Annotated in this window: 24 protein-coding genes; 22 read left to right on the top strand and 2 right to left on the bottom strand. The window is 70.3% G+C overall.

Going from position 1 to position 22,766, the window contains the following annotated elements; translation table 11 throughout:
- Positions 1–24: 24 nt before the first annotated feature.
- The 14 genes from ACFFCN_RS06480 to ACFFCN_RS06545 all read left to right on the top strand — a co-directional run bounded on the left by ACFFCN_RS06480 (position 25) and on the right by ACFFCN_RS06545 (position 12,118).
- Positions 25–1,275: an acyl-CoA dehydrogenase family protein gene (locus ACFFCN_RS06480; protein ID WP_375490325.1), complete on the top strand. Its 1,251-nt coding sequence runs from the start codon at positions 25–27 to the stop codon at positions 1,273–1,275.
- The gene (locus ACFFCN_RS06485; RefSeq protein ID WP_375490326.1) at positions 1,272–2,069 is read left to right on the top strand and encodes an SDR family oxidoreductase; all 798 of its coding nucleotides are present in this window, start codon (positions 1,272–1,274) and stop codon (positions 2,067–2,069) included. Before ACFFCN_RS06480 ends, ACFFCN_RS06485 begins: the two co-directional genes overlap by 4 nt.
- A 61-nt stretch (positions 2,070–2,130) precedes the next feature.
- Complete coding sequence (gene fabG / locus ACFFCN_RS06490) at positions 2,131–2,895, top strand: 3-oxoacyl-ACP reductase FabG (RefSeq protein WP_375490327.1); 765 nt, start codon at positions 2,131–2,133, stop codon at positions 2,893–2,895.
- A 107-nt stretch (positions 2,896–3,002) separates the two neighbouring features.
- Positions 3,003–4,541, top strand: coding sequence for a signal recognition particle protein (gene ffh / locus ACFFCN_RS06495; protein WP_375490328.1), 1,539 nt, complete (start codon positions 3,003–3,005; stop codon positions 4,539–4,541).
- A complete protein-coding gene (locus ACFFCN_RS06500) occupies positions 4,538–4,837 on the top strand; it encodes a hypothetical protein (RefSeq protein WP_375490329.1) in 300 nt (99 codons plus the stop codon). The genes ffh and ACFFCN_RS06500 overlap by 4 nt, the downstream gene beginning before the upstream one ends.
- Positions 4,838–4,922: 85 nt before the next feature.
- Positions 4,923–5,540 carry a phosphatidylinositol phosphate synthase gene (pgsA, locus tag ACFFCN_RS06505; protein WP_375490330.1) on the top strand — a complete coding sequence of 206 codons (618 nt, stop codon included), beginning with the start codon at positions 4,923–4,925 and terminating at the stop codon, positions 5,538–5,540.
- A gap of 11 nt (positions 5,541–5,551) precedes the next feature.
- Positions 5,552–6,475 (top strand): phosphatidylinositol mannoside acyltransferase, encoded by a 924-nt coding sequence (locus ACFFCN_RS06510; protein ID WP_375490331.1) that lies wholly within the window; start codon positions 5,552–5,554, stop codon positions 6,473–6,475.
- Positions 6,475–7,593: a glycosyltransferase family 4 protein gene (locus ACFFCN_RS06515; RefSeq protein WP_375490332.1), complete on the top strand. Its 1,119-nt coding sequence runs from the start codon at positions 6,475–6,477 to the stop codon at positions 7,591–7,593. The genes ACFFCN_RS06510 and ACFFCN_RS06515 overlap by 1 nt, the downstream gene beginning before the upstream one ends.
- Positions 7,594–7,648: 55 nt before the next feature.
- Positions 7,649–8,182, top strand: a complete 534-nt coding sequence (locus tag ACFFCN_RS06520) for a hypothetical protein (RefSeq protein WP_375490333.1) — start codon at positions 7,649–7,651, stop codon at positions 8,180–8,182.
- Positions 8,179–9,252 (top strand): DUF3048 C-terminal domain-containing protein, encoded by a 1,074-nt coding sequence (locus ACFFCN_RS06525; protein WP_375490334.1) that lies wholly within the window; start codon positions 8,179–8,181, stop codon positions 9,250–9,252. The genes ACFFCN_RS06520 and ACFFCN_RS06525 overlap by 4 nt, the downstream gene beginning before the upstream one ends.
- A gap of 20 nt (positions 9,253–9,272) precedes the next feature.
- Positions 9,273–10,181, top strand: coding sequence for a pyridoxal 5'-phosphate synthase lyase subunit PdxS (pdxS, locus tag ACFFCN_RS06530; RefSeq protein ID WP_375490335.1), 909 nt, complete (start codon positions 9,273–9,275; stop codon positions 10,179–10,181).
- Between the two features lie 214 nt (positions 10,182–10,395).
- A complete protein-coding gene (locus tag ACFFCN_RS06535; protein WP_375490336.1) occupies positions 10,396–10,716 on the top strand; it encodes a hypothetical protein in 321 nt (106 codons plus the stop codon).
- Positions 10,713–11,318 (top strand): pyridoxal 5'-phosphate synthase glutaminase subunit PdxT, encoded by a 606-nt coding sequence (gene pdxT / locus ACFFCN_RS06540; protein WP_375490337.1) that lies wholly within the window; start codon positions 10,713–10,715, stop codon positions 11,316–11,318. Before ACFFCN_RS06535 ends, pdxT begins: the two co-directional genes overlap by 4 nt.
- A gap of 44 nt (positions 11,319–11,362) precedes the next feature.
- Positions 11,363–12,118 (top strand): YebC/PmpR family DNA-binding transcriptional regulator, encoded by a 756-nt coding sequence (locus ACFFCN_RS06545; RefSeq protein WP_375490338.1) that lies wholly within the window; start codon positions 11,363–11,365, stop codon positions 12,116–12,118.
- A gap of 28 nt (positions 12,119–12,146) precedes the next feature.
- Here the strand turns inward: ACFFCN_RS06545 and ACFFCN_RS06550 are convergent, their stop codons facing one another.
- The gene (locus tag ACFFCN_RS06550; protein ID WP_375490339.1) at positions 12,147–12,947 is read right to left on the bottom strand and encodes a hypothetical protein; all 801 of its coding nucleotides are present in this window, start codon (positions 12,945–12,947) and stop codon (positions 12,147–12,149) included.
- 49 nt (positions 12,948–12,996) lie between these two features.
- Positions 12,997–13,833 carry a site-2 protease family protein gene (locus tag ACFFCN_RS06555; RefSeq protein WP_375490340.1) on the bottom strand — a complete coding sequence of 279 codons (837 nt, stop codon included), beginning with the start codon at positions 13,831–13,833 and terminating at the stop codon, positions 12,997–12,999.
- A 125-nt stretch (positions 13,834–13,958) separates the two neighbouring features.
- Between ACFFCN_RS06555 and ruvC the strand changes: the two genes are divergently transcribed.
- The 8 genes from ruvC to ACFFCN_RS06595 all read left to right on the top strand — a co-directional run.
- Entirely contained in the window at positions 13,959–14,471 is a 513-nt protein-coding gene (ruvC, locus tag ACFFCN_RS06560) for a crossover junction endodeoxyribonuclease RuvC (protein ID WP_375490341.1), read from the top strand.
- On the top strand, positions 14,468–15,088 hold the full coding sequence (gene ruvA, locus ACFFCN_RS06565; RefSeq protein WP_375490342.1) for a Holliday junction branch migration protein RuvA: 621 nt from the start codon (positions 14,468–14,470) through the stop codon (positions 15,086–15,088). Before ruvC ends, ruvA begins: the two co-directional genes overlap by 4 nt.
- Positions 15,085–16,128, top strand: a complete 1,044-nt coding sequence (gene ruvB / locus ACFFCN_RS06570; RefSeq protein WP_375490343.1) for a Holliday junction branch migration DNA helicase RuvB — start codon at positions 15,085–15,087, stop codon at positions 16,126–16,128. Before ruvA ends, ruvB begins: the two co-directional genes overlap by 4 nt.
- A gap of 9 nt (positions 16,129–16,137) precedes the next feature.
- A complete protein-coding gene (yajC, locus tag ACFFCN_RS06575) occupies positions 16,138–16,467 on the top strand; it encodes a preprotein translocase subunit YajC (RefSeq protein WP_375490344.1) in 330 nt (109 codons plus the stop codon).
- A gap of 154 nt (positions 16,468–16,621) precedes the next feature.
- Positions 16,622–18,742: a protein translocase subunit SecD gene (gene secD, locus ACFFCN_RS06580; RefSeq protein ID WP_375490345.1), complete on the top strand. Its 2,121-nt coding sequence runs from the start codon at positions 16,622–16,624 to the stop codon at positions 18,740–18,742.
- A complete protein-coding gene (gene secF, locus ACFFCN_RS06585) occupies positions 18,742–19,833 on the top strand; it encodes a protein translocase subunit SecF (protein WP_375490346.1) in 1,092 nt (363 codons plus the stop codon). The genes secD and secF overlap by 1 nt, the downstream gene beginning before the upstream one ends.
- Positions 19,834–19,858: 25 nt before the next feature.
- Entirely contained in the window at positions 19,859–20,398 is a 540-nt protein-coding gene (locus tag ACFFCN_RS06590; RefSeq protein WP_375490347.1) for an adenine phosphoribosyltransferase, read from the top strand.
- A 66-nt stretch (positions 20,399–20,464) separates the two neighbouring features.
- On the top strand, positions 20,465–22,766 hold a 2,302-nt coding region (locus tag ACFFCN_RS06595), incomplete at its 3' end, for a RelA/SpoT family protein (protein ID WP_375490348.1).

A 22,766-nucleotide genomic window follows, 5' to 3' on the forward strand; every position in this document is an offset into this window, starting at 1 on the left:
CGAGTACCGAGGAGAGTCGAGGACATGGACTTCGCGCACAGCGACCGCTCGCAGGAACTGCAGGCCGACGTGCGAGCCTTCCTCGACGAGCACGTGTATCCCGCCGAGCACACCTTCGAGCAGCAGGCGGCGGCCAACCGCGCCGCGGGTGACCCGTTCCGCACCCCAGAGGTGTTGGCCGGGATCAAGGACGAGGCGCGATCGCGCGGGCTGTGGAACCTGTTCCTGCCGTCGTCGGGGAGCTCGCAACCTGAGCATGACTCGGTGGAACTCGGCGCGGGGTTGAGCGTTCTCGACTACGCGCCCATCGCCGAGCTGTCCGGGCGGTCCATGGCCATCGCGCCCGAGGCGATGAACTGTTCCGCACCGGACACCGGCAACATGGAACTGCTCACGATGTTCGCCACCGACGAGCAGCGCAAACAGTGGCTCGAGCCATTGCTGCGCGCCGAGATCCGCTCCTGCTTCTCGATGACCGAGCCCGCCGTGGCGTCGTCGGACGCGACCAACATCGCGCTGACGATCACGCCGGACGGCGACAGCTACGTGGTGGACGGCCGCAAGTGGTGGTCCACCGGCGCGTTGCGGCCCGAGTGCAAGGTCGCGATCGTCATGGGCGTCAGCGACCCGGAGGCCGCGAAGTACGCCCGGCACTCGATGATCCTCGTGCCACTGGACACGCCGGGCGTGACCGTCGAGCGCTCGACCACCGTGTACGGCTACGACGACGGACCGCACGGCGGGCACGGCGTCATCCACTACGACAACGTCCGGGTGCCGCGGGAGAATCTGCTCGGCCCGCAGGGCGGCGGTTTCATGATGGCGCAGGCCCGCCTCGGCCCCGGCCGGATCCACCACTGCATGCGCGCGCTCGGCATCGCCGAACGCGCTCTGGAGCTGATGTGCGAGCGGGCGTCCTCACGCTCGACGTTCGGCCGGGAGATCGCGCGGCACGGGGTGGTGCAGGAGTGGATCGCCGAGTCGCGGCTGGCGATCGACCAGGCGCGACTGCTCGTGCTCAAGGCCGCGTGGCTGATCGACACCGCCGGCGTCAAGAACGCCCGCACCGAGATCGCCGCGATCAAGGTCGCAGCACCGCGGGCCGCGTCCTACGTGCTCGACCGCGCGGTGCAGGTCTTCGGCGCGGCGGGCGTTTCGTCGGACACACCGCTGGCCGCCGCGTGGGCGCAGGTGCGCACCCTGCACCTGGCCGACGGGCCGGACGAGGTGCACTTGCGCTCCATCGCCCGCGAGCAGCTGCGGCCGCCGAAGTGAGCGGATTCGACGTCCGCGACGCGGTCGTCGTCGTCACCGGCGGCGCGGGCGGCATCGGCGCCGCGTTGTGCCGCCGCCTCCCCGCCGACGGCGCCGCGCAGGTGGTGGTGGTCGACGTCGACCTCGACGCCGCGCAGCGGATCGCCGACGAGGTGGACGGCGTTGCCGAGGCCGTCGATGTCAGCGATCGCGCGGCAGTGCAGGCGCTCGTCGGGCGCACGCTCGAGCGCGACGGGCGGATCGACCTGTTCTGCTCGAATGCCGGCATCACCACCGGCGTCGAACTCGACGACGACCCGGCCGGGCTGTGGCAGCGTGCGTTCGAGGTGAACACCATGGCGCATGTGCACGCGGCGTCGGCGGTGCTGCCGTCGATGCTCGAGCGCGGCGGCGGCTGGCTGCTCAACACCGCCTCGGCGGCCGGGCTGTTCCTGTCCGCAGGCGACGCGCCGTACACCGTCACCAAGCACGCGGCGGTCGGCTTCGCCAAGTACCTCGCCGTGACGTACGGCGGCCGCGGTATCGGCGTCAGCGTGCTGTGCCCGATGGGCGTGGACACCCCGATGCTGTCGCCGGCCCTGGCCGAGGGCAACTACGCCGCCCGCGCCGTGCGCGCGGCTGGCGAGCTCGTCACCGCCGAGCACGTCGCCGACGTCGTCGCCCGCGACCTCGCGGCCGGGACGTTCCTGGTGCTGCCGCACCCGGAGGTCAAGCGGTTCCTGGCGTATCAGGCCGCCGACCCGGATGGTTGGCTGACCTCGACACGAGCGCTGTACGACGGCATCCGCACCTGACCATTTTCTGGCCACAACCACCGCCCGACGACCAATCCCGCAGACAACAGGAGAACAGCACATGCCAGGAGTCCAGGACCGCGTTGCACTCGTCACCGGCGCCGCGCAGGGCATCGGCGCGGCCATCGCGCAGCGGCTCGCCGCCGACGGCGCAAAGGTCGGCGTGCTCGACCTGCAGCAGGAGGCGGCGCAGGCCGTGGTGGACGAGATCACCTCGGCCGGAGGCAGCGCGATCGCGCTCGGCGCGGACGTGTCGCAGCGCGAGCAGGTGCAGGCGGCCGTCGACACGCTGGCCGGCGAGTTCGGCGGACTGCAGATCCTGGTGAACAACGCGGGCGTGCTGCGCGACAACCTGCTGTTCAAGATGGGCGACGACGACTGGGACACCGTCATGAACGTGCACCTCAAGGGCGCGTTCCTGTGCAGCAACATCGCGCAGAAGCACATGGTCGACGCGAAATACGGCCGCATCGTGTCGATGTCGTCGACCTCCGCGCGCGGCAACCGCGGCCAGGCCAACTACTCGACGGCGAAGGCCGGTCTGCAGGGCCTGACCAAGACGCTGGCGATCGAGCTCGGTCCGTTCGGCGTCACCGCCAACGCCATCGCCCCGGGTTTCATCGAGACGGCCATGACCAAGGCCACCGCCGAGCGCGTCGGCACCACGATCGAGCAGATGCGCGAGGGCGCGGCGAAGGCCCTGCCGGTGCGCCGCGGCGGACTGCCCGAGGACATCGCGAACGCGGCGCGCTTCTTCGCCGGTGAGGAGGCCGGCTATGTCACCGGCCAGGTGCTCTACGTCGACGGTGGCTCCGGCCTGCACTAGCCCGCCTCCCCGAACCTTCACTGTTGTCGTCTCCTCCCAGCGCGAACGATCTGACGCGCTGTTGCCTGCCGTTCCAGCGGAAGGCTCGTCGCCCGTAGGCTGGGGCTGTGTTTGACACGCTCTCGGACCGGCTGTCCACCGTCTTCACCAACCTGCGGGGCAAGGGACGGCTCTCGGACGCCGACATCGACGCGACGGCGCGCGAGATCCGCATTGCGCTGCTCGAGGCCGACGTGGCCCTGCCGGTCGTGCGCGAGTTCGTCGCGCGGCTGAAGGAACGCGCGCGCGGCGCCGAGGTGAGCAAGGCGCTGAACCCCGCGCAGCAGGTCATCAAGATCGTCAACGAAGAGCTGATCGAGATCCTCGGCGGTGAGACGCGCCGGCTGCAGTTCGCCAAGCAGCCGCCGACGGTGATCATGCTCGCGGGCCTGCAGGGCGCTGGCAAGACCACGCTCGCCGGCAAGCTGGCGCGTTGGCTGCAGGGCCAGGGCCACACGCCGCTGCTGGTGGCCTGTGACCTGCAGCGGCCGAACGCGGTCAACCAGCTGCAGATCGTCGGCGAGCGCGCCGGCGTGCCCACATTCGCGCCGGAGCCGGGTAACGGCGTCGGCGACCCGGTGCGCGTCGCCCGCGACTCCCTCGAGTTCGCGCGCCGCCAGCAGCACGACATGGTGGTCGTCGACACCGCCGGCCGGCTCGGCGTGGACGCCGAGATGATGCAGCAGGCGGCCGACATCCGTGCGGCGGTCGATCCGCAGGAGGTGCTGTTCGTTGTCGACGCGATGGTCGGCCAGGACGCGGTCAACACCGCCGAGGCGTTCCGCGACGGCGTCGGCTTCACCGGCGTGGTGCTGACCAAGCTCGACGGCGACGCCCGCGGCGGCGCGGCGCTGTCGGTACGCCAGGTCACCGGTCAGCCGATCATGTTCGCGTCCAACGGCGAGAAGCTCGAGGACTTCGACGTCTTCCACCCCGACCGGATGGCCTCGCGCATCCTCGGCATGGGCGACATGCTGACGCTGATCGAGCAGGCGCAGCAGCACTTCGACGAGGCCGAGGCGCAGGAGATGGCCGCGAAGCTGGCGGCCGGCAACAAGTTCACCCTCGAGGACTTCCTGGATCAGCTGCAGGCCATTCGCAAGATGGGCCCGATCGGCAACCTGCTCGGCATGATGCCCGGCATGGGCCAGATGAAAGAGGCCATCAGCCAGATCGACGACCGCGACCTCGACCGCACGGCAGCGATCATCCGTGGCATGACGCCGGGGGAGCGCGAGGAACCAAAGATGATCAACGGCTCCCGCCGGCTACGCATCGCGAAGGGATCCGGCGTCACGGTCAGCGAGGTCAACCAGCTCGTCGACCGGTTCTTCGAGGCGCGCAAGGTGATGGGTCAGATGGGCGGCATGATGCCCGGGATGCGCACGCGCAGCGCCACGAAGTCGTCGAAGAACGCCCGCAAGACGAAGAAGGGCAAGAACGCCCAGCGGCAGCGGGCGCGCAACAACCAGCAGGCGCAGGGCGGGCAGCGCACGCCGACCCTGCCGCCGAACGCCTACGGGCAGGGCGCCAACGCCCTCCCGCCGGGGTTGCCCCCGGGCATGCAGATGCCGGACCTGTCGAAGCTCAACCTGCCGAAGAAGTGACCGGGCCGGCCGACGACTCGCCGGCTGCCGTGCTGCACGAGGTCTGGCTGGAGCTCGTGTCCGGCACCCGGGTGATCGTCGGTCGCGATCTGCCCGACGTCCCGGCCGCGAACGCCGTCGCCCGCCGGTGGCGCGAGATCGCCGAGACGGTTCCGGACGCGATGCACGAGACGATGCCCGGCAGCGGCGCCGTCGTGCGCGGTTCGGCCATCGTGGCGATCAAGGCGCAGCATCAGCCGCGGCCGGGGCTTGCCGAGTCGCTGCTCAAGGTCGCTCGCGAGGGCAACTGGCTCTGACCGCTCCGCTCGCTAGAGTTGACCGACCGCCGGCCCCTGCAGGCCGAACCAGCTATCGCCCAGACGGAACGGACGACCCGCGCACGTGCTCAACATCCTCGCCCGCGCCTCGCTGTCCCAGGCGCTGGTCCCGCTCGGGACGAGGCTCGCGAACGCCGGTGTGACACCGGACGCGGTCACCCTGGTCGGCACCGTGGGCGCGGTCGCCGGCGCGCTGGTGTTCTTCCCGCACGGCTGGTTCTTCGTCGGGACGCTGGTGATCTGGGCCTTCGTGATGCTCGACATGGTCGACGGTGCCGTGGCGCGGGCCGGCGGGCGCGGCTCACCGTTCGGCGCGGTCCTCGATTCCACGTGTGACCGCGTGGTCGACGCCGCGGTATTCGCCACCGTCGCGTGGTACTACGCCGAACACGGGCAGCGCTGGATGGTTCTCGCCGCCCTGCTCTGCCTGGTGCTCGGCTCGTTGACCAGCTACATCCGCGCCCGTGCCGAGGGCGTCGGGCTGAGTGCCACGGTCGGCATCGCCGAACGTGCCGAGCGGCTGATCGCGGTGCTCGTGGGCACCGGGCTGACCGGTCTCGGCGTGCCCTTCGTGCTGGCCGCGGCGCTGTGGCTGCTGGTCGCCGCCTCCGCGATCACCGTCGGTCAGCGGCTCGCGACGGTCTACACCCAGTCCAGGCAGCGCCAACGGGTGAGCGGCTGATGCTCGACGGGATGCGCGATCGCGCCGTCGGTGCGGGCTACGCAGCCGGCTGGGGGTTGGTGAAGTCGCTGCCGGCCGGCATGTCCGCCCGCGCCTTCCGGGCCGCCGCCGACATGGCGACGGTACGCAACGGCCGCGGCACGCAGCAGCTGCGCGCGAACCTGCGCCGCGTGGTCGGGCCGCAGGCTTCCGAGGTGGAGATGGATGCGCTCACCGGCGACGCGCTGCGCTCCTACTCCCGCTACTGGCTCGAGACCTTCCGCCTGGAGAACATGGATCACGCCGCAGTGGCCGCGAGCTTCGACCGGAACTCGACCGGGATCGAGCACGTCGCCGCGGGACTCGAGCGTGGCAAGGGTGTCGTCCTCGCCCTGCCGCACTCCGGCAATTGGGATGCGTCCGGCATCTGGTTCGTCGCCCATTACGGGCCGTTCACCACCGTGGCCGAGCGGCTCAAGCCCGAGTCGGTGTTCGACCGGTTCGTCGCCTACCGCGAAAGCCTCGGCATGGAGGTCATCGCGCTGACCGGCGGCGACCGGCCGCCTACGCAGGTCCTCGCCGAGCGGCTGCGGCAGAACCGCGTCGTATGCCTGCTCGCCGACCGTGATCTGTCGCGCAACGGCATCGAGGTGGACTTCTTCGGCGAGCCGACCCGCATGCCCGGCGGCCCCGCCATGCTCGCTGCGATGACCGGTGCCGCCCTGCACGCCGTGCATTCGTATTTCCCCGGCCCCGGCGAATGGGCGCACGACTTCAGTCCGCCCATCGAACTGCCCGGTGCGCGGCTGCGCGAGCAGGTCCGCGCCGGCACGCAGGCGATGGCCGACCTGTTCGCGGCCGGCATCGCCCGCCGGCCGGCTGACTGGCACATGCTGCAGCGGCTCTGGCTGGCCGATCTGCCGCCCCGGGCGCCGGCCGAGGCGGCCACCGTCTGATGCGCATCGGCATCGTGTGCCCGTACTCCTGGGACATCCCCGGCGGGGTGCAGGCACACGTGCGCGACCTCGCCGAGCAGTTGATCGATCTCGGCCACGTCGTCTCCGTGCTCGCGCCCGGCGACGACGACACCCCTGACCTGCCGCCGTACGTCGTGACCGCGGGCAAGGCGGTGCGGGTGCCCTACAACGGCTCGGTGGCCCGTCTGCAGTTCGGCATGGTGTCCGCGGCACGAGTGCGCAGGTGGCTGCGCGACGGGCACTTCGACGTCGTGCACGTGCAGGAACCGGCGCCGCCGAGCCTGTCGCTGCTCACCTGCATGATCCACGACGGGCCGCTCGTCGCGACCTTCCACTCGGCCATGACGCACTCGCGCTCGCTGGCCATCTTCGACACGGTGCTGCAGCCGTTCCTGGAGAAGATCAGCGGCAAGATCGCGGTCTCCCCGGCAGCCCGGAAGATGATCGTCGAGCATCTGGGCGGCGACGCCGTCGTCATCCCGAATGGTGTGACGATCGCGCACTACGCGGATGCGGCGCCGTTCGACGGGTACCCGCGCCCCGGTGGCACCATCGGCTTCATCGGACGCTTCGACGAGTCACGCAAGGGCATGGACGTGCTTGTCGAAGCCCTGACGGTGCTCGTGGCGCAGCGGCCCGGGCTGCGCCTGCTGGTCGCCGGGCGCGGGGACGACGACGATTTCATCGAGCAGCTGCCGCAATCGCTCGCCGGGCACGTCGAGGTACTCGGCCAGGTCAGCGAGCACGACAAGGCGCGGCTGCTGCACAGCGTCGACGTCTACTGCGCGCCGAATACGGGCGGGGAAAGTTTCGGCGTCATCCTGCTCGAGGCGATGGCCGCCGGCACCGCCGTGGTCGCGAGCGATCTGGACGCGTTCCGGCGGGTGCTCGCCGACGGTCGGGCGGGGCGGCTGTTCCGCACCGGTGACGCCGCCCAGCTCGCCGAGACGTTGGCGCAGGTCCTCGACGACGCCGCGCTGCGCACGGAGCTGACCCGGGCCGCGGACCGTGTGGTCGCGCCGTATGACTGGTCGGTCATCGTGGACGAGGTCTTGCGGGTGTATGAACTCGCGATTGCGGTGTCGGCACCAACCTGAGCGCGGCCCGCGCGGCGCTCGGGGCGCCGGGACGCCTCGCTTAGCATCGTGCACCGTGCTCTCCGTCGGTTGGCTGGTTTTCGCCGTGCTCGTCGCGGTGCTGCTGACCACCTGGGTGACGTTCACCGCCACCCGTCTCGACCGTCTGCACGCGCGGGTGGACGCCGCCCAGGCGGCGCTCGAGGCCCAATTGGTGCGCCGGGCCGCCGCGCTGCTGCACGTCGCAGAATCGCCGGACAGCGGCGCGTCGGCGGACTCGCGAGGCCGGCTCGACGCCGTCGCGCGGGCCGCGCTCACGCCCGACCGCGACGAGCCCACCCGTCAGGCGAACGAGAACGCGGTCGGCCGGGAGATCCGCGGCCTCGCCGCGGTGACACCTCCGCTGCGCGCCGACGCGAGTGGCGAATTGCACGAAGCTGCGGCGCGCGTCCTCATCGCACGCCGCTTCTACAACGATGCTGTACGCGACACCCGTGCGCTGCGGGCGCGCCGCATGCCCCGCATGCTGCGGATGGCCGGCCGCCGCGCCATGCCCGACTTCTTCGATATCGACGACACCATCACCGCCGACCGCGAGGACCGACCATGACCACCTCCCGCCACCTGCGCCGCCTGGCGTGCGTCAGCGCATCGCTGACCGTCCTGTTGGGCGTCGCCGCCGGGTGCAGCGGCAGCCACAAGAAGGTCGCGGCGACCAAACCCGTGCCGACGACGACGTCCGCCGCTCCCACCACGCCGTCGACCACGTCGGCCGCGCCCAAGCCGGTGCCGCGCAATCCGCTGACCGGCCTGCCCGGCGTGCCGAAGTCGCCGTTGCTCGCGGTGAAGATCGACGACACCGCACCGGGGCGCCCGCAGGTGGGCATCGACAAGGCCGACGTCGTCTACATCGAGGCGGTCGAGGCCGGCCTCACCCGGCTCGCGGCGCTGTACGGCACCAACAAACCCACCGTCGGCTATGTGCGCAGCACCCGCCCGGCGGACCCGGACATCATGCGTCAGTACGGCCCGATCACCGAGGTGTTCTCCGGCGGTCAGAAGGTGTCGCGCACCATCCTGAGCAAGGCCGGCGTGCACAGGTTCGACCAGGACGACGGGTACCCTTTCTTCTACCGGGTGGACCGGTCGGCATCGGACTACATCAACGTCGAGATCGACCTGAAGTCGGTGGCCAAGCGGGTGAAGACGCCGGCGCCGAAGAGCAACGGCTGGACGTTCAACCCCAGTCTGGCCGGGTTGACGACCAGTGCCGCACCAGTGATGAACACCGTCGTCACCGGCACCTACTCGACCGGTACAGCGGTCAGCTTCCGGTGGGACGCCAAGCTCGGGCGCTACGTGCGTTACATCGACGGCGTCCGACAGCACGCTGCCGACGGCAACGCGATCACCGCCACGAACGTCATCGTGCAGTCGTGCAAGGTGGTGTCGTTCCCGGCGGACAAGGACGTCAACGGCAATCCCGCGCAGCTCACCTACACGGTCGGCAGCGGCAAGGTGGCCGTGTTCCGGCAGGGCCGGCGCATCGAGGGCACCTGGAGCCGGTCGAACGCGACCTCGGGCACCACACTGCGCACGAGCACCGGCAAGCCGCTGCCGCTGAACCCCGGCAACACCTGGGTAGTGCTGGTGCGCAACGGCATTCCGGTGCACAGCTGAGCCGCTCGTACACTCGAAGCATGTCCGAACAACCTGATTCTGCGCAGCCGACGGTCGGCACCGCGCGAGTGAAGCGCGGTATGGCCGAGATGCTCAAGGGCGGCGTCATCATGGACGTTGTCACGGCGGAGCAGGCGAAGATCGCCGAGGACGCCGGCGCCGTCGCCGTCATGGCGCTCGAGCGAGTGCCCGCGGACATCCGCGCGCAGGGTGGCGTCTCGCGGATGAGCGATCCGGACATGATCGACGGGATCGTGTCGGCCGTGTCGATCCCGGTGATGGCAAAAGCGCGCATCGGGCACTTCGTCGAGGCGCAGGTGCTGCAGTCGCTCGGCGTCGACTACGTCGACGAGTCCGAGGTGCTGACGCCCGCCGACTACGCGAACCACATCGACAAGTGGGCGTTCACCGTGCCGTTCGTGTGCGGCGCCACCAATCTCGGTGAAGCACTGCGCCGCATTACCGAAGGTGCAGCGATGATCCGCTCCAAGGGTGAGGCCGGCACCGGTGACGTCTCCAACGCCACCACGCACATGCGCAGCATCCGCGCGCAGATCCGCCGGCTGCAGAACCTGCCCGAGGACGAGCTGTTCGTCGCTGCCAAGGAACTCCAGGCGCCGTACGAGCTCGTGCGCGAGGTCGCGACGCTCGGCAAGCTGCCGGTCGTGCTGTTCACCGCCGGCGGCATCGCCACCCCCGCGGACGCCGCGATGATGATGCAGCTCGGCGCCGAGGGCGTGTTCGTGGGCTCGGGGATCTTCAAATCGGGCAACCCGGCCCAGCGTGCAGAAGCCATTGTCAAGGCCACCACGTTCTTCGACGACCCGGACGTGATCGCCAAGGTCTCCCGCGGGCTCGGCGAGGCGATGGTCGGCATCAACGTCGAAGACGTCCCCGAACCACACCGCCTGGCCGAGCGCGGCTGGTAGGTCTACTGCACCTCCGAGACCGTCGTACGGCGTAAGACAGCCGTCGGTGTAGCGCGGTCCTAGGGTTGTCCACAGGATGGCGCCGGGGTGGCCGCGGATGGGTGACACTCTTCCTGCGAGAACCGTCGTACGCCGTACGACAGTCGTGGACGCGTGGTGGTGCCCGGCGGGCGGGCCGAATCCTCAGTTGTCGAAGTGGCCGGAGGTGCGAACGATGGGCGGCATGCCTGCCGAGGTACGTGCGGCGCTCGACCGCGAGGACGCCGAACGGCGGGCCGTCGAGGACCAGGTCGAACGCGCGGTCGGCCGCGCCAAGCGGCGCTCGACGGGTCCGTCAATCGTGTTCTCTATTCGCCTCGGCCTCGACGAAGTCGAAGCACTCGAGCAACGCGCCGCCGAACGCGAGGTGCCACCGTCCGTGCTCGCGCGGGCGTTGATCCGCACCGGGCTGCGCGCCAACGGCGCCGCGGCGTTGTCGCGGGCCGTGGACCACCTCGAGGACGCCGTCGCCGAATTGCGTGCGGCGGTCCCATGACAAGGATCGGCGTGCTCGCGCTGCAGGGCGACGTGCGCGAACACCTGCACGCGCTCACCGCGGCAGGCGTCGAGGCGCAGCCGGTGCGCCGCGCCGGGGAAATTGCCGAGGTCGACGGCCTGGTGCTGCCGGGCGGCGAATCCACCACGATCGTCAAGTTGGCCCGGCTGTTCGACCTGATCGAGCCGTTACGCGAGCGCATCGACGAGGGACTGCCGGTGTTCGGTTCCTGCGCGGGCATGATCTTGCTCGCCGACCGCGTCGACGCCGGCGGGTCGCCGCTCGAGGCGACGTTCGGTGGCATCGACATGACGGTGCGGCGCAATGCCTTCGGCCGGCAGGTCGACTCCTTCGAGGAGGACCTGGAGATCGACGGCGTGGCGGGCACGCCGGTCCGGGCGGTGTTCATCCGGGCGCCATGGGTGCAGGAGGTCGGGCCGCGAGCCACCGCGATCGGCCGGGTGAGCGGCGGTGAACACGCCGGTAGGATCGTTGCCGTTCGGCAGGGTGACCGGCTGGCGACGTCGTTCCACCCGGAGTTGACCGGCGACGGACGCGTTCACGCGTACTTCTGCGACATGGTGAGGCTGGCGACAAGATGAGGCTGGCGACAAGATGAGGCTGGCGACAAGATGAGGAGGGGGCGATGAGCGGCCACTCCAAATGGGCCACCACGAAACACCAGAAGGCGGCCAAGGACGCCAAGCGCGGCAAGCTGTTCGCCAAGCTGATCAAGAACATCGAGGTCGCCGCGCGCGCCGGCGGCGGCGACCCGGACGGTAACCCGACGCTCTACGACGCCATCCAGAAAGCGCGCAAGACCTCCGTGCCGATCGACAACATCGACCGCGCCGTCAAGCGCGGATCGGGCGCCGAGGCAGGCGGCGCCGACTGGCAGACGATCATGTACGAGGGTTACGGCGCGAACGGCGTGGCCCTGCTCATCGAGTGCCTGACCGACAACCGCAACCGCGCCGCCATGGAGGTGCGGACGGCAATGACCCGCAACGGCGGGTCGATGGCCGATCCGGGCTCGGTCGCGTACCTGTTCACCCGCAAGGGTGTGGTGCTCGTGCCGGGGGACGGCCGCAGCGAGGACGACGTGCTCATGGCGGTGCTCGACGCCGGCGCCGAGGAGGTCAACGACCTGGGCGAGGCATTCGAGGTCGTGTCCGAGGCCGGCGATCTGGTGCCGGTGCGCACCGCGCTGCAGGACGCGGGCATCGATTACGAGTCGGCGGAGATGTCGTTCCTGCCGAGCGTGCAGGTCGAGCTCGACGAGGACGGTGCCCGCAAGGTGCTGCGTCTCGTCGACGCGCTCGAGGATCTCGACGACGTGCAGAACGTGTACGCCAACTTCGACGTCAGCGACGAGGTACTCGAAGCCGTCGGCGCCGAGTAGGTCAGCGCTGCTGGCGCGTCAGCGCGGGTCAGGGCAGGTGCCGGGCGACGAATGCAAGCTGCGCCGCCGCCTGGGTTCGCCAGTAGCCGGAGTCGTGGCCGCCGGGTTCGATACCGCCGGCCGGCGTGGGGGAGATGCTTGCCCGCAGATCACGCACCACGGGGGCGAAACCGTCGCTCGCGCCGCAGTCGATGCGCAGCGCGACGCCGCGCAGCCGCTGTTGCCGGCCGAAGATCGCGTGCGTGTCGAAGTCCTGCGCGTCGTCGAACGCGCCCTGCACACTCTGGTACGAGTGGTGCCAGATCGCCGGGCTCTCCGCGACGGCCACTGCCACCCGGGCAGCGCCCAGCACACCGGCGAGGTAGAGCGTGCCGTAACCGCCCATGGACCAGCCCAGCAAGCCGAAGCGCGCAGTTCGCAGGCCGTGCGCGGCGAGCAGCGGTACGAACTCGTGGACGACCATGCCGGCCGGATCACCCGCGTGGCGCGGGTGCCAGTAGTCGTGGTCCCCGCCGTCCACCGAGGCGATCGCGAACGGCCGCGCACCGTTGCCGATGACCTGCGCGAGGTAGCGGTCGAGGTGCAGCGACTCGTACGCCCCGGTGTGGTCGCCGCCGCGCCCGTGCAGCGCGATCAGCACCGGCAACCGGGCCCGGACGTGGCCGCGCGGATAGACGATCGACCAGCCGGTGCGCACCCCTTGCCGGTACCGGCTGATGAAGCTGCCGGACACGATCGTGCCGGCCGGCGCGTACCCGGCCGAGCAGCCGGCCAGTGCCAGGCCTGCCGCGCCCGCCCCGCCGAGCAACATCGCCCGTCGCGTGATCACGGGCGAAGCGTGCGGTACCGATGCTGAGCGCAGGCTGTCCGCGAATCGGTCAGGCCGGGACTTTCGCCCAGAACCGGAAGAATTGATGGCCGAGCTGCCACCAGATCGTGTCCGCGCCGGTGAGCCGGTAGAGCCAGTCCACGAGGTCGAAAAAGGCGTTGTTCAGCGCCGGAACGTAGAAGATCAGTACGAGCACGCCGAGCATGCCCCACGGCTTGACCTTGTTGCCGATCTCCTGGGTGCTGCGGTCAAGGTAGGGCTCGATGATCGCGTAGCCGTCCAGGCCGGGCACGGGCAGCAGGTTGAGCACCGCCGCCGACATCTGCAGAAAGCCCAGGAACGCGACCGCACTCCAGAATCGCAGGTGGCTGCCGGAATCACCGGAGAGGATGCCGGAGTTGCCGAGATCCGGCAGGTGCGACTTTGCCACCAGCAGCAGCACCACCGCGAACACCAGGTTCACCAGCGGCCCGACCGCGGACGCGATGCTGCGCATGGCCCGGCTGCGGAACGCGTGCGGATGCAGGTAGACGGCGCCCCCGGGCAGGCCGATGCCGCCGAGCACGATGAACAGCAGCGGCAGCGCGATCGACAGCAGCGGGTCGGTGTACTTGAACGGGTTGAGCGTCAGGTAGCCGGCCGACTCGACGCTGCGGTCACCGGCACGGAACGCGGCATAGGCGTGCGCGAACTCGTGCAGGCACACCGACACCAGCCAGCCGCCCAGGACGAACAGCAGGACGCCGAAGTCGCCGAACCGCGAGCCTGAGCCGTCCTGCGTCCACGCGATCAGCGCCCCGACGACGGCGACGGCCACGACCGCGAGGAACAGCGGGCTGGGACGCACGTAGCGCCGCCGCCGCTTACCGAGGTCGTAGACCGACATGGCCGACACGGTACGGACCGGCGTGTTGGAACGACTGAGGCACGCGCGGCGCACCTATCGTGTGTCGAACGAGCGTTCGACATCGGCGGACGCGAATCACATAGTCGCCAGTCGGGAGTCGCACGTTGCGGGTGCTGGGAGTCGATCCGGGATTGACGCGCTGCGGCATCGGCGTCGTCGACGGCGCTCCGGGGCGCCCGTTGGAGCTCGTGCACGTCGAGGTCGTCGCCACGCCGGCGGACAGCGAGGTCGGCGCCCGGCTGCTGGCGCAGGCCGATGCGCTGTCCAGCGCGATGGCCCGCTTCGCGCCGGACGTCGTGGCCGTCGAGCGGGTGTTCAGCCAGCACAACGTGCGCACGGTCATGGGCACCGCCCAGGTCGCCGGGCTGGCGATCGTCGCCGCGACCCGTGCCGGCGTGCCGGTGGCGCTGCACACCCCCAGCGAGGTCAAGGCCGCGGTCACCGGATCCGGCGTCGCCGGCAAGACGCAGGTCGGCGCGATGGTCACCCGGCTGCTGCGCCTGGCCGAGCCGCCGCGCCCGGCCGACGCCGCCGATGCTCTGGCGCTCGCCATCTGCCAGGTGTGGCGCGGCAGCGCCCAGCAGCGCCTGCGGACCGCCCTCGGGGCGCGCGCGTGATCGCCAGTGTGCGCGGCACGGTCACCGCACTCGCCCCGGACGGCGCGGTGATCGAGGTCGGCGGGGTCGGGCTGGCGCTCGCGTGCTCGCCGGGCACGCTCGCCAGGCTGCGGATGGGCGAGGACGCCCGGCTCGCGACGAGCCTCGTCGTGCGCGAGGACTCGCTGACCCTCTACGGCTTCGCCGACGACGACGAGCGCGGGCTGTTCGAACTGCTGCAGACCGCCAACGGGGTCGGACCCAAGCTGGCGCAGACAATGCTCGCCGTCCATCCGCCCCGCGAACTGCGCCGGGCGATCGCCACCAGTGACTTGGCCTCGCTGACCAAGGTCCCGGGCATCGGCCGAAAGGGCGCCGAACGCATCGTCATCGAGCTGCGTGACCGCATCGGCTCGATCGACGGCTCCGCCGAGGTGCCGTTCGTCGCGGGCGACGGCGTCACCGCCCTGCCGCCGTGGCGCGACCAGCTCACCCATGCCCTGGCCGGTCTCGGCTTCACCGGCAAGGAGGCCGCGGACGCGATCGATGTCGTGGCCGCCGACGCGTCGCCCGACGCGCTCCCGGACGTGCCCGCGCTGCTGCGCCGCAGCATCCAACTCCTCGGCCGCACCAGATGACGGAGGAGCAGAGCGAGGCGGTCCGCGCGGACGCCATCTCGCCCGATGAGGCAACCGTGGACGCGAGCTTGCGTCCCGAGCGGCTCGCCGAGTTCGTCGGCCAGCCAAAGGTGCGCGAGCAACTGCACCTGGTGCTGGAGAGCGCGCTGCGCCGCGGCCGTCCGCCGGACCACGTGTTGCTGTCCGGGCCGCCCGGCCTCGGCAAGACCAGCCTCGCGATGATCATCGCGCACGAGCTGGGCACGCCGATCCGGGTCACCAGCGGCCCGGCGATCGAGCGCGCCGGTGACCTCGCGGCCTTGCTGACCAGCCTCACCGACGGCGAGGTGTTGTTCATCGACGAGATCCACCGCATCGCCCGGCCGGCCGAGGAACTGCTGTACATGGCGATGGAGGACTTCCGCGTCGACGTCGTCGTCGGCAAGGGCCCGGGGGCGACCGCGATCCCGCTCGACCTCGCGCCGTTCACCCTCGTCGGGGCGACGACCCGAGCCGGCCTGCTGACCGGCCCGCTGCGCGACCGTTTCGGGTTCACCGGCCACATGGACTTCTACGACACTGCCGAGCTCGAGCAGGTGCTCGAGCGCTCGGCCCGGCTGCTCGACGTCGCGCTGGATCCGGACGGCGCCGCGGAGATCGCCGGCCGGTCGCGCGGCACCCCGCGCATCGCGAACCGGCTGCTGCGCCGGGTGCGTGACTACGCGCAGGTGCGTGCCGACGGCACCGTCGACCGCAACACGGCACACGCCGCGCTGGCCGTCTACGACGTGGACGAGCTCGGCCTGGACCGCCTCGACCGCGCCGTGCTGGACGCGTTGGTGCGCCGCTTCGGCGGGGGGCCGGTCGGGGTAAGCACGCTCGCCGTGGCCGTCGGCGAGGAGATCGAGACCGTCGAAGAGGTCGCCGAGCCGTTTCTCGTGCGCGCCGGCCTGCTCGCGCGTACCCCGCGAGGGCGCATCGCCACGCCGGCCGCATGGCACCACCTGGAGCTGACCCCGCCGCCACCTGTGAGCCCCGGTCCCAGCCTGTTCGACGCGTAAACTCGCAGGGTGCACAACTACCTCCCGTACGTGCTGTTCGCAGTCGTCGTGGTCGGTCTGTTGGCGTTCTCCGCCCGTGCCCGACGCCGCCAGCGCGACGTCGAGCACACCCGCGCCGAGGCCATCGTCGTGGGCTCCGAGGTCATGACGACCTCCGGCCTCTACGGCACGGTCGTCGCCCGCAACGACGACGGCTCGGTGCAGCTGCAGATCGCGCCGGGCGTCGAGGTCAGATGGGCCTTCGCGGCCCTGCGCGAGGTCACGTCGCTGCCCGACGCCTACCGGCCGGCGGACGCCCCGGCACCGGACGCCGACGACGCGACGCGCGGCACGACCTGACGCCACGCCGCGCCCGCAAGGCAAGCTTTCAGTCGCGTCGGTCATACTTGCCTGCGGCCCGAGCGCTGATCGACCGCGCCCGGCTTCCGGACGACAGCGCCACCGCTGGGTCCGGCGCAGATGTCAGTCCGCGATCGCCGAGGAGACCTTCCCCGTGGCACCACCCCCCGGAACGCTGCGCGTCGGGCGATATTTCCTGACCCTCGTCGCCCTGATGGCGGTGCTCTACGCGCTGGTGTTCCTGCCCGGCGAACGGCACACGCCGAAGCTCGGCATCGACCTCATCGGTGGCCGGTCGGTGATCTTCACCGCGGTGACGCCGAACCACAAGGCGCCCACCACCGACCAGATGAACCAGGCCCGGCAGATCATCGAGAACCGCGTGAACGGTACCGGTGTCACGCAGGCCACGGTGGTCATCGAGGGCGGCGATCGGCTCAACATCTCCATTCCCGGCGGCACGAACACCGACGTCTCCGCACTCGGCCGGCCGGCCAACCTGAACTTCCGCGGCCTCATCGCCCCGGCCGTCCAGGTCAAGTGCGTGAAGGCGGGGGCCGCAAGCGGCTCGTCGTCTTCGGCCGGGTCGTCCGCGTCGTCCGTGGCACCGACTGCCGCTCCGTCGTCGACCAAGGCAGCACCGAGGGATGCCGGCGACCGCCCGCTGACCGCGCCGACCCCGTCGGGGACGCCGACACCGGCCACGTCCGGCGCGAAGACCGGTGCCGCGTCCTCCACGGCGGCGAGCCCGACGCCGTCGTCGTCGAGTGCACCCACGCCCACCTGCCAGAAGGACCCGCTCACCGAGCTGACGAAGATCCCGCAGCTGAAGATCTCGAAGATCCCGACGACCGAGACCGAATACACCGCGCTGACCAAGAGCAATCCGCAGGCGGCGCAGTACATCGGCAGTGCGCTGAGCGCATACGACTGCTCAGCAGCGCAGGACGAAGCGGACAACCCCAAGAGCTACTACGTCGCTTGCGACAAGTCCGGTGCCGCGTACCTGCTCGGCACGGTGATCGTGCCGGGCACGCAGGTCGCGTCGGCCTCCGCGGTGGCGCCGAGCTCCAGCGGCCAGGGCAGCACGACAGTGTGGAGCGTCAGCCTCAACCTCAAGGACAAGGGCGCAGACAGTTGGGCCGACTGGACGCGCAAGTTCAACACCTCCTCGACCACGGCCAGCCCGGGATCGTGCGGCGCGTCGACGGCCACCCCGTGCTCGGACTTCGTCGGTTTCACCCTCGACGGGCAGGTGCTCGAGGCGCCGGTGACGCAGAACGTCATCGACCACCAGGCCACCCAGATCACCGGCGGCTTCGTCGAGAAGTCGGCGACCGAATTGGCCCAGCAGCTCAACTACGGCGCCCTGCCGCTGAAGTTCAATCTGGAGATGAACTCCGCTATCTCCGCGACGCTGGGCAGCGCGCAGCTGCAGGCCGGCCTGCTCGCCGGCGGCATCGGGTTGATCCTCGTCGTCATCTACTCCCTCATCTACTACCGCGCGCTGGGCCTGGTGACGATCGCGTCGTTGATCGTCTCCGGTGGGCTGACCTATTCGATGCTCGTGGTGCTCGGCAAACAAATCGGGTTCACCCTCGACCTCGCGGGCATCGCCGGCTTCATCGTCGCCATCGGCATCACCGCCGACTCGTTCGTCGTCTTCTTCGAACGAATAAAGGACGAGGTGCACGACGGCAGATCGATGCGCGTCGCGGTGCCGCGCGCATGGGTGCGCGCGCGGCGCACGATCCTGTCCGCGGACACCGTGTCGTTCCTGGCCGCCGCGATCCTGTACTACTTCGCCGCCGGTGACGTGCGCGGCTTCGCCTTCACCCTGGGCCTGTCGACGATCCTCGACCTCATCGTCGTCTTCCTGTTCACCCACCCGATCGTCTCGCTGCTCTCGCGCAGCCGGGCCTTCGGGTCGGCGCGGTTCACCGGGCTCAACTCGGTGCGTGCCGGCGGCGTGCCGGTCGATGTCTCCGAAGCGCCGGTTCGCGTTCGCGGCACGGCACGCAGCCGCAGGGGCAGCACCGCACTGCGTGAGCGGCCCCGGAGCCGGACGCAGGAGGTCGAGAACCTCGAAGACGACGAGCCGATCACCGCAGATGTCGAACCCGAGACCGAACCCGACGTGCAACGTCCCGACCGGGAGCCGGGTACCGGCGGCAGCTCGGCGCCAGGCAGCACGGCGGCCGAACGCGCCGCAGCGCGCCGCGCCCGGCTGCGCGAGCAACGCGGTTCCGGGCCGGCGGACGGCGGTGCGCGCTGATGTCGATCGTCACCCGCCTCTATCGCGGTGAGACCCACGTCAACTTCATCGGGACGCGCAAGCGGTGGTACGCCGCGTCCGGCGTCCTGATCGTCATCTGCATCCTGAGCTTCGTCCTGCGCGGGTTCAACATCGGTGTCGAGTTCAAGGGCGGCACGCAGTTCCGCATCCAGGTCGCCAACACCTCGGTGACCAGCTCGCAGGTCAACAAGGCGTTCACCGAGGCGGGCACCACACCGGCCGACGTGCCGCAGACGGTCGGCGAGGGCAGCACGCGCCAGGTCGTCGTCACCACGGCAGACCTGAGCGCGGCGCGGACGGTGACGCTCCAGAACGCGGTCGCGAAGACGCTCAACATCGCACCGGGCAAGATCAACCCGGAGGGCATCAGCGCATCCTTCGGCCGCGACATCGAGACGAAGGCCCTGGAAGGTCTGATCATCTTCCTGGTCGTGGTGTCGATCTTCATCGCGGTGTTCTTCCGATGGCAGATGACCGTCGGGGCCATCGCAGCCTTGCTGCACGACATCCTGATCGCGGCCGGCGTCTACTCCCTCGTCGGCTTCGAGGTGACCCCGTCGACGGTCGTGGGTCTGCTGACCATCCTCGGTTTCTCGCTGTACGACACCGTGGTGGTCTACGACAAGGTCCGGGAGAACACCAGGGATCTGCTCGCCGGGTCGCGCAAGACCTACGCCGATGCCGCGAACGACGCGGTGAACCAGACACTCATGCGCTCGATCAACACGTCGTTGATCGCGCTGCTGCCCGTCGCAGGGCTGCTGTTCATCGGCGCCGGCATCCTCGGTGTCGGCACGATCAAGGACCTCGCGCTGATCCTGTTCGTCGGGCTCGCGTCGGGTGCGTATTCGTCGCTGTTCCTGGCGACACCGATCGTCGTCGACCTCACCGAGCGCGACCCGAAGTACAAGGCGCTGGCGAAACGGGTGACGGCCAAGCGGTCCAGTGACGCCCGTAAGGCGCAGGAGGCGCAGCTCGCCGGTGTGGCCGGGCCGGCCGCACGTTCCGGTGGCCCGGCGCCCGCGCCGAAGGTCGGTGCCCGCCCCGAGCGCGCGCGCCGCCGACGGTGAGCGACGCTTGCCGAGCGAGCAGACCGTGACGAGCGACCCCCGGCTGGCCCGACGTATCGAAGGGCTGCTGCGCGACGTCCCTGACTTCCCCAAGCCGGGGATCGTGTTCAAGGACATCACGCCGCTGCTCGCCGACGCCGACGCGTTCGCAGCGACCGTCTCGGGCCTTGCCGAGAGCGCGCGAGCGGCCGGCGGCGTGGATCTCGTCGCCGGTGTGGAGGCGCGGGGGTTCCTCATGGCGGGGGCTCTCGCCACCGAGCTGGGTTGCGGGTTGTTGCCGGTGCGCAAGGCGGGCAAACTGCCGCCACCGGTCAAGTCGGTGCGCTACGACCTCGAGTACGGCAGCGCCGAGATCGAGGTGCCGCACGACATCGCGCCCGGCAGCCGGGTACTGCTCGTCGACGACGTCCTGGCCACCGGCGGGACGTTGCGGGCGGCGGCCCAGCTGCTCACCGAGATCGGCGCCGAGGTGGTCGCGCTGGCGGTCATCCTCGAGCTGGCTGACCTGCACGGGCGTGACGTGCTGGCCGATGTCGCGCCGCTGGACGCTCTGCTGAGTGTCTGAGCATTGACCCTGCGGCCTGTGCAGCCGTCGTAGAGTTGACGCTGAGAGCCACGAGGGGAGGGGCAGTTGAGCACTGAAGCCGACCCCCGGCAGGTCGCGCCGGTCGTCGATGCGCCGACCCCCGATGCGCCCGATGCTGCGCCCGTCGACGGCGCGGCGTCCACCACCGTCGCCACCAGCGAGACGCACCGGCGGCGCTACCGCGACCGCATCGCGCGACGCATCGTCACCTCGACGCGCCAGTCCGAGGTGCAGCCGGTTCTCGAGCCCCTGCTCGCCATCCACCGCCGCGCGCACCCGAAGGCCGACGCCAAGCTGCTCCAGCACGGCTACGACGTCGCCGAGAAGTCGCACCGCGGCCAGTTGCGCAAGAGCGGTGACCCGTACATCACGCATCCGCTGGCGGTGGCGACCATCCTCGCCGAGCTGGGCATGGACACCACGACGTTGATCGCCGCGCTGCTGCACGACACCGTCGAGGACACGGGCATTACCCGCGAGGACGTCAGTCGCGAGTTCGGCGAGACCGTCGCGCACCTCGTCGACGGCGTCACCAAGCTGGACAAGGTCAAGTACGGCACGGCGGCAGAGGCGGAGACGATCCGCAAGATGGTCGTCGCCATGGCCAGCGACCCGCGCGTGCTGGTGATCAAGCTCGCCGACCGGTTGCACAACATGCGCACGCTGCGCTTCCTGCCGCCGGCGAAGCAGGAGCGCAAGGCACGCGAGACCCTCGAGGTGCTGGCGCCGCTCGCGCACCGGCTCGGCATGAACACCATCAAGTGGGAGCTCGAGGACCTCGCCTTCGCGACGCTCTACCCCAAGCGCTACGACGAGATCGTCCGACTGGTGGCCGAGCGCGCACCGTCGCGCGACACCTACATCCGTGAGGTCATCGAGCGCATCGACAAGGACCTGCGCGAGAGCGGCATGAAGGCGGAGGTTACCGGCCGGCCGAAGCACTACTACTCGATCTACCAGAAGATGATCGTCCGCGGCCGCGAGTTCACCGACATCTACGACCTCGTCGGCATCCGCGTCCTCGTCGACACCGAACGCGAGTGCTACGCGACCCTCGGCGTGATCCACGCGAACTGGCAGCCGGTGCCCGGCCGGTTCAAGGACTACATCGCGATGCCGAAGTTCAACATGTACCAGTCGCTGCACACCACGGTGATCGGGCCCGGCGGCAAGCCGGTCGAGCTGCAGATCCGCACGCAGGCCATGCACCGCACCGCCGACTTCGGTATCGCCGCGCACTGGAAGTACAAGGAGCGCAAGGGCGCAGCCGTCGCCAGCCCCGCCGGGATGTCCGACGAGCTCGGCTGGCTGCGCCAGCTGCTCGACTGGCAGCGCGAGGCGCAGGAGCCCGAGGAGTTCCTCGACACCCTGCGCTACGACCTCGCCGGCACCGAGGTGTACGTCTTCACCCCCAAGGGCGACATCATGGGCCTGCCCAGCGGGTCGACGCCGGTCGACTTCGCCTACGCCGTGCACACCGAGATCGGTCATCGCTGTATCGGCGCGCGGGTCAACGGCAAGCTCGTGGCGCTCGAAAGCCCGCTGGACAACGGCGACACCGTCGAGGTGTTCACGTCGAAGGCGGAGAACGCCGGGCCGTCGCGCGACTGGCTGGAGTTCGTCAAGTCCCCCCGGGCCCGCACGAAGATCAAGCAGTGGTTCGCCCGTGAGCGGCGCGAGGACGCCATCGACGCGGGCAAGGCCGCGCTGACCCGCGCCATGCGCAAGGCGTCACTGCCGATCCAGCGGCTGATGGGCGGCGACCAGCTGCTCACGCTGGCGAACGACATGCACTACACCGACATCTCCGCGCTGTACGCCGCGATCGGCGAGAACCATGTCTCGGCGCAGTCCATCGTGCAGAAGCTGGTCAGCCAGCTCGGCGGCGCCGAGGGTGTGGTCGAGGACATCGCCGAGGCCACGATGCCCACCCGCGAGTTGCCGACGCTGCTGCCGCGGCGCACGGGCGACGACGTCGGTGTGGTGGTCAAGGGCGTCAGTGACGTGTGGGTCAAGCTCGCGCGCTGCTGCACGCCGGTGCCCAACGACGAGATCCTGGGCTTCGTCACCCGCGGCGGCGGCGTGTCCGTGCACCGCGACACGTGTACGAACGCGCAGTCGCTGCGTGACCAGCCGGAACGACTCGTCGACGTCGAGTGGGCGCCGTCGGTCGGGGCCAGCTTCGTGGTGTCGATCCAGATCGAGGCGCTCGACCGGCGCGGGCTGCTCACCGACATCACCGGCATCCTCGCCGACGACCGCGTGAGCATCCTGTCCGCGACGGTCATGACGAACCGCGATCGCGTCGCCACCAGCCGGTTCACCTTCGAGATGGCCGAGGCCAAGC

It is taken from the genome of uncultured Jatrophihabitans sp., from assembly GCF_964246335.1.
GTDB lineage: Bacteria > Actinomycetota > Actinomycetes > Mycobacteriales > Jatrophihabitantaceae > Jatrophihabitans.

What these genes read in the sequence shown, in the direction of transcription:
- ACFFCN_RS06480 (WP_375490325.1), top strand. Translation starts at nt 25, where the DNA reads ATGGACTTCGCGCACAGCGACCGCTCGCAGGAACTGCAGGCCGACGTG.
- fabG (WP_375490327.1), top strand. Translation starts at nt 2,131, where the DNA reads ATGCCAGGAGTCCAGGACCGCGTTGCACTCGTCACCGGCGCCGCGCAG.
- ACFFCN_RS06510 (WP_375490331.1), top strand. Translation starts at nt 5,552, where the DNA reads ATGCGCGATCGCGCCGTCGGTGCGGGCTACGCAGCCGGCTGGGGGTTG.
- ACFFCN_RS06515 (WP_375490332.1), top strand. Translation starts at nt 6,475, where the DNA reads ATGCGCATCGGCATCGTGTGCCCGTACTCCTGGGACATCCCCGGCGGG.
- ACFFCN_RS06525 (WP_375490334.1), top strand. Translation starts at nt 8,179, where the DNA reads ATGACCACCTCCCGCCACCTGCGCCGCCTGGCGTGCGTCAGCGCATCG.
- pdxS (WP_375490335.1), top strand. Translation starts at nt 9,273, where the DNA reads ATGTCCGAACAACCTGATTCTGCGCAGCCGACGGTCGGCACCGCGCGA.
- ACFFCN_RS06535 (WP_375490336.1), top strand. Translation starts at nt 10,396, where the DNA reads ATGGGCGGCATGCCTGCCGAGGTACGTGCGGCGCTCGACCGCGAGGAC.
- pdxT (WP_375490337.1), top strand. Translation starts at nt 10,713, where the DNA reads ATGACAAGGATCGGCGTGCTCGCGCTGCAGGGCGACGTGCGCGAACAC.
- ACFFCN_RS06545 (WP_375490338.1), top strand. Translation starts at nt 11,363, where the DNA reads ATGAGCGGCCACTCCAAATGGGCCACCACGAAACACCAGAAGGCGGCC.
- ACFFCN_RS06555 (WP_375490340.1), bottom strand. Translation starts at nt 13,833, where the DNA reads ATGTCGGTCTACGACCTCGGTAAGCGGCGGCGGCGCTACGTGCGTCCC.
- ruvB (WP_375490343.1), top strand. Translation starts at nt 15,085, where the DNA reads ATGACGGAGGAGCAGAGCGAGGCGGTCCGCGCGGACGCCATCTCGCCC.
- secF (WP_375490346.1), top strand. Translation starts at nt 18,742, where the DNA reads ATGTCGATCGTCACCCGCCTCTATCGCGGTGAGACCCACGTCAACTTC.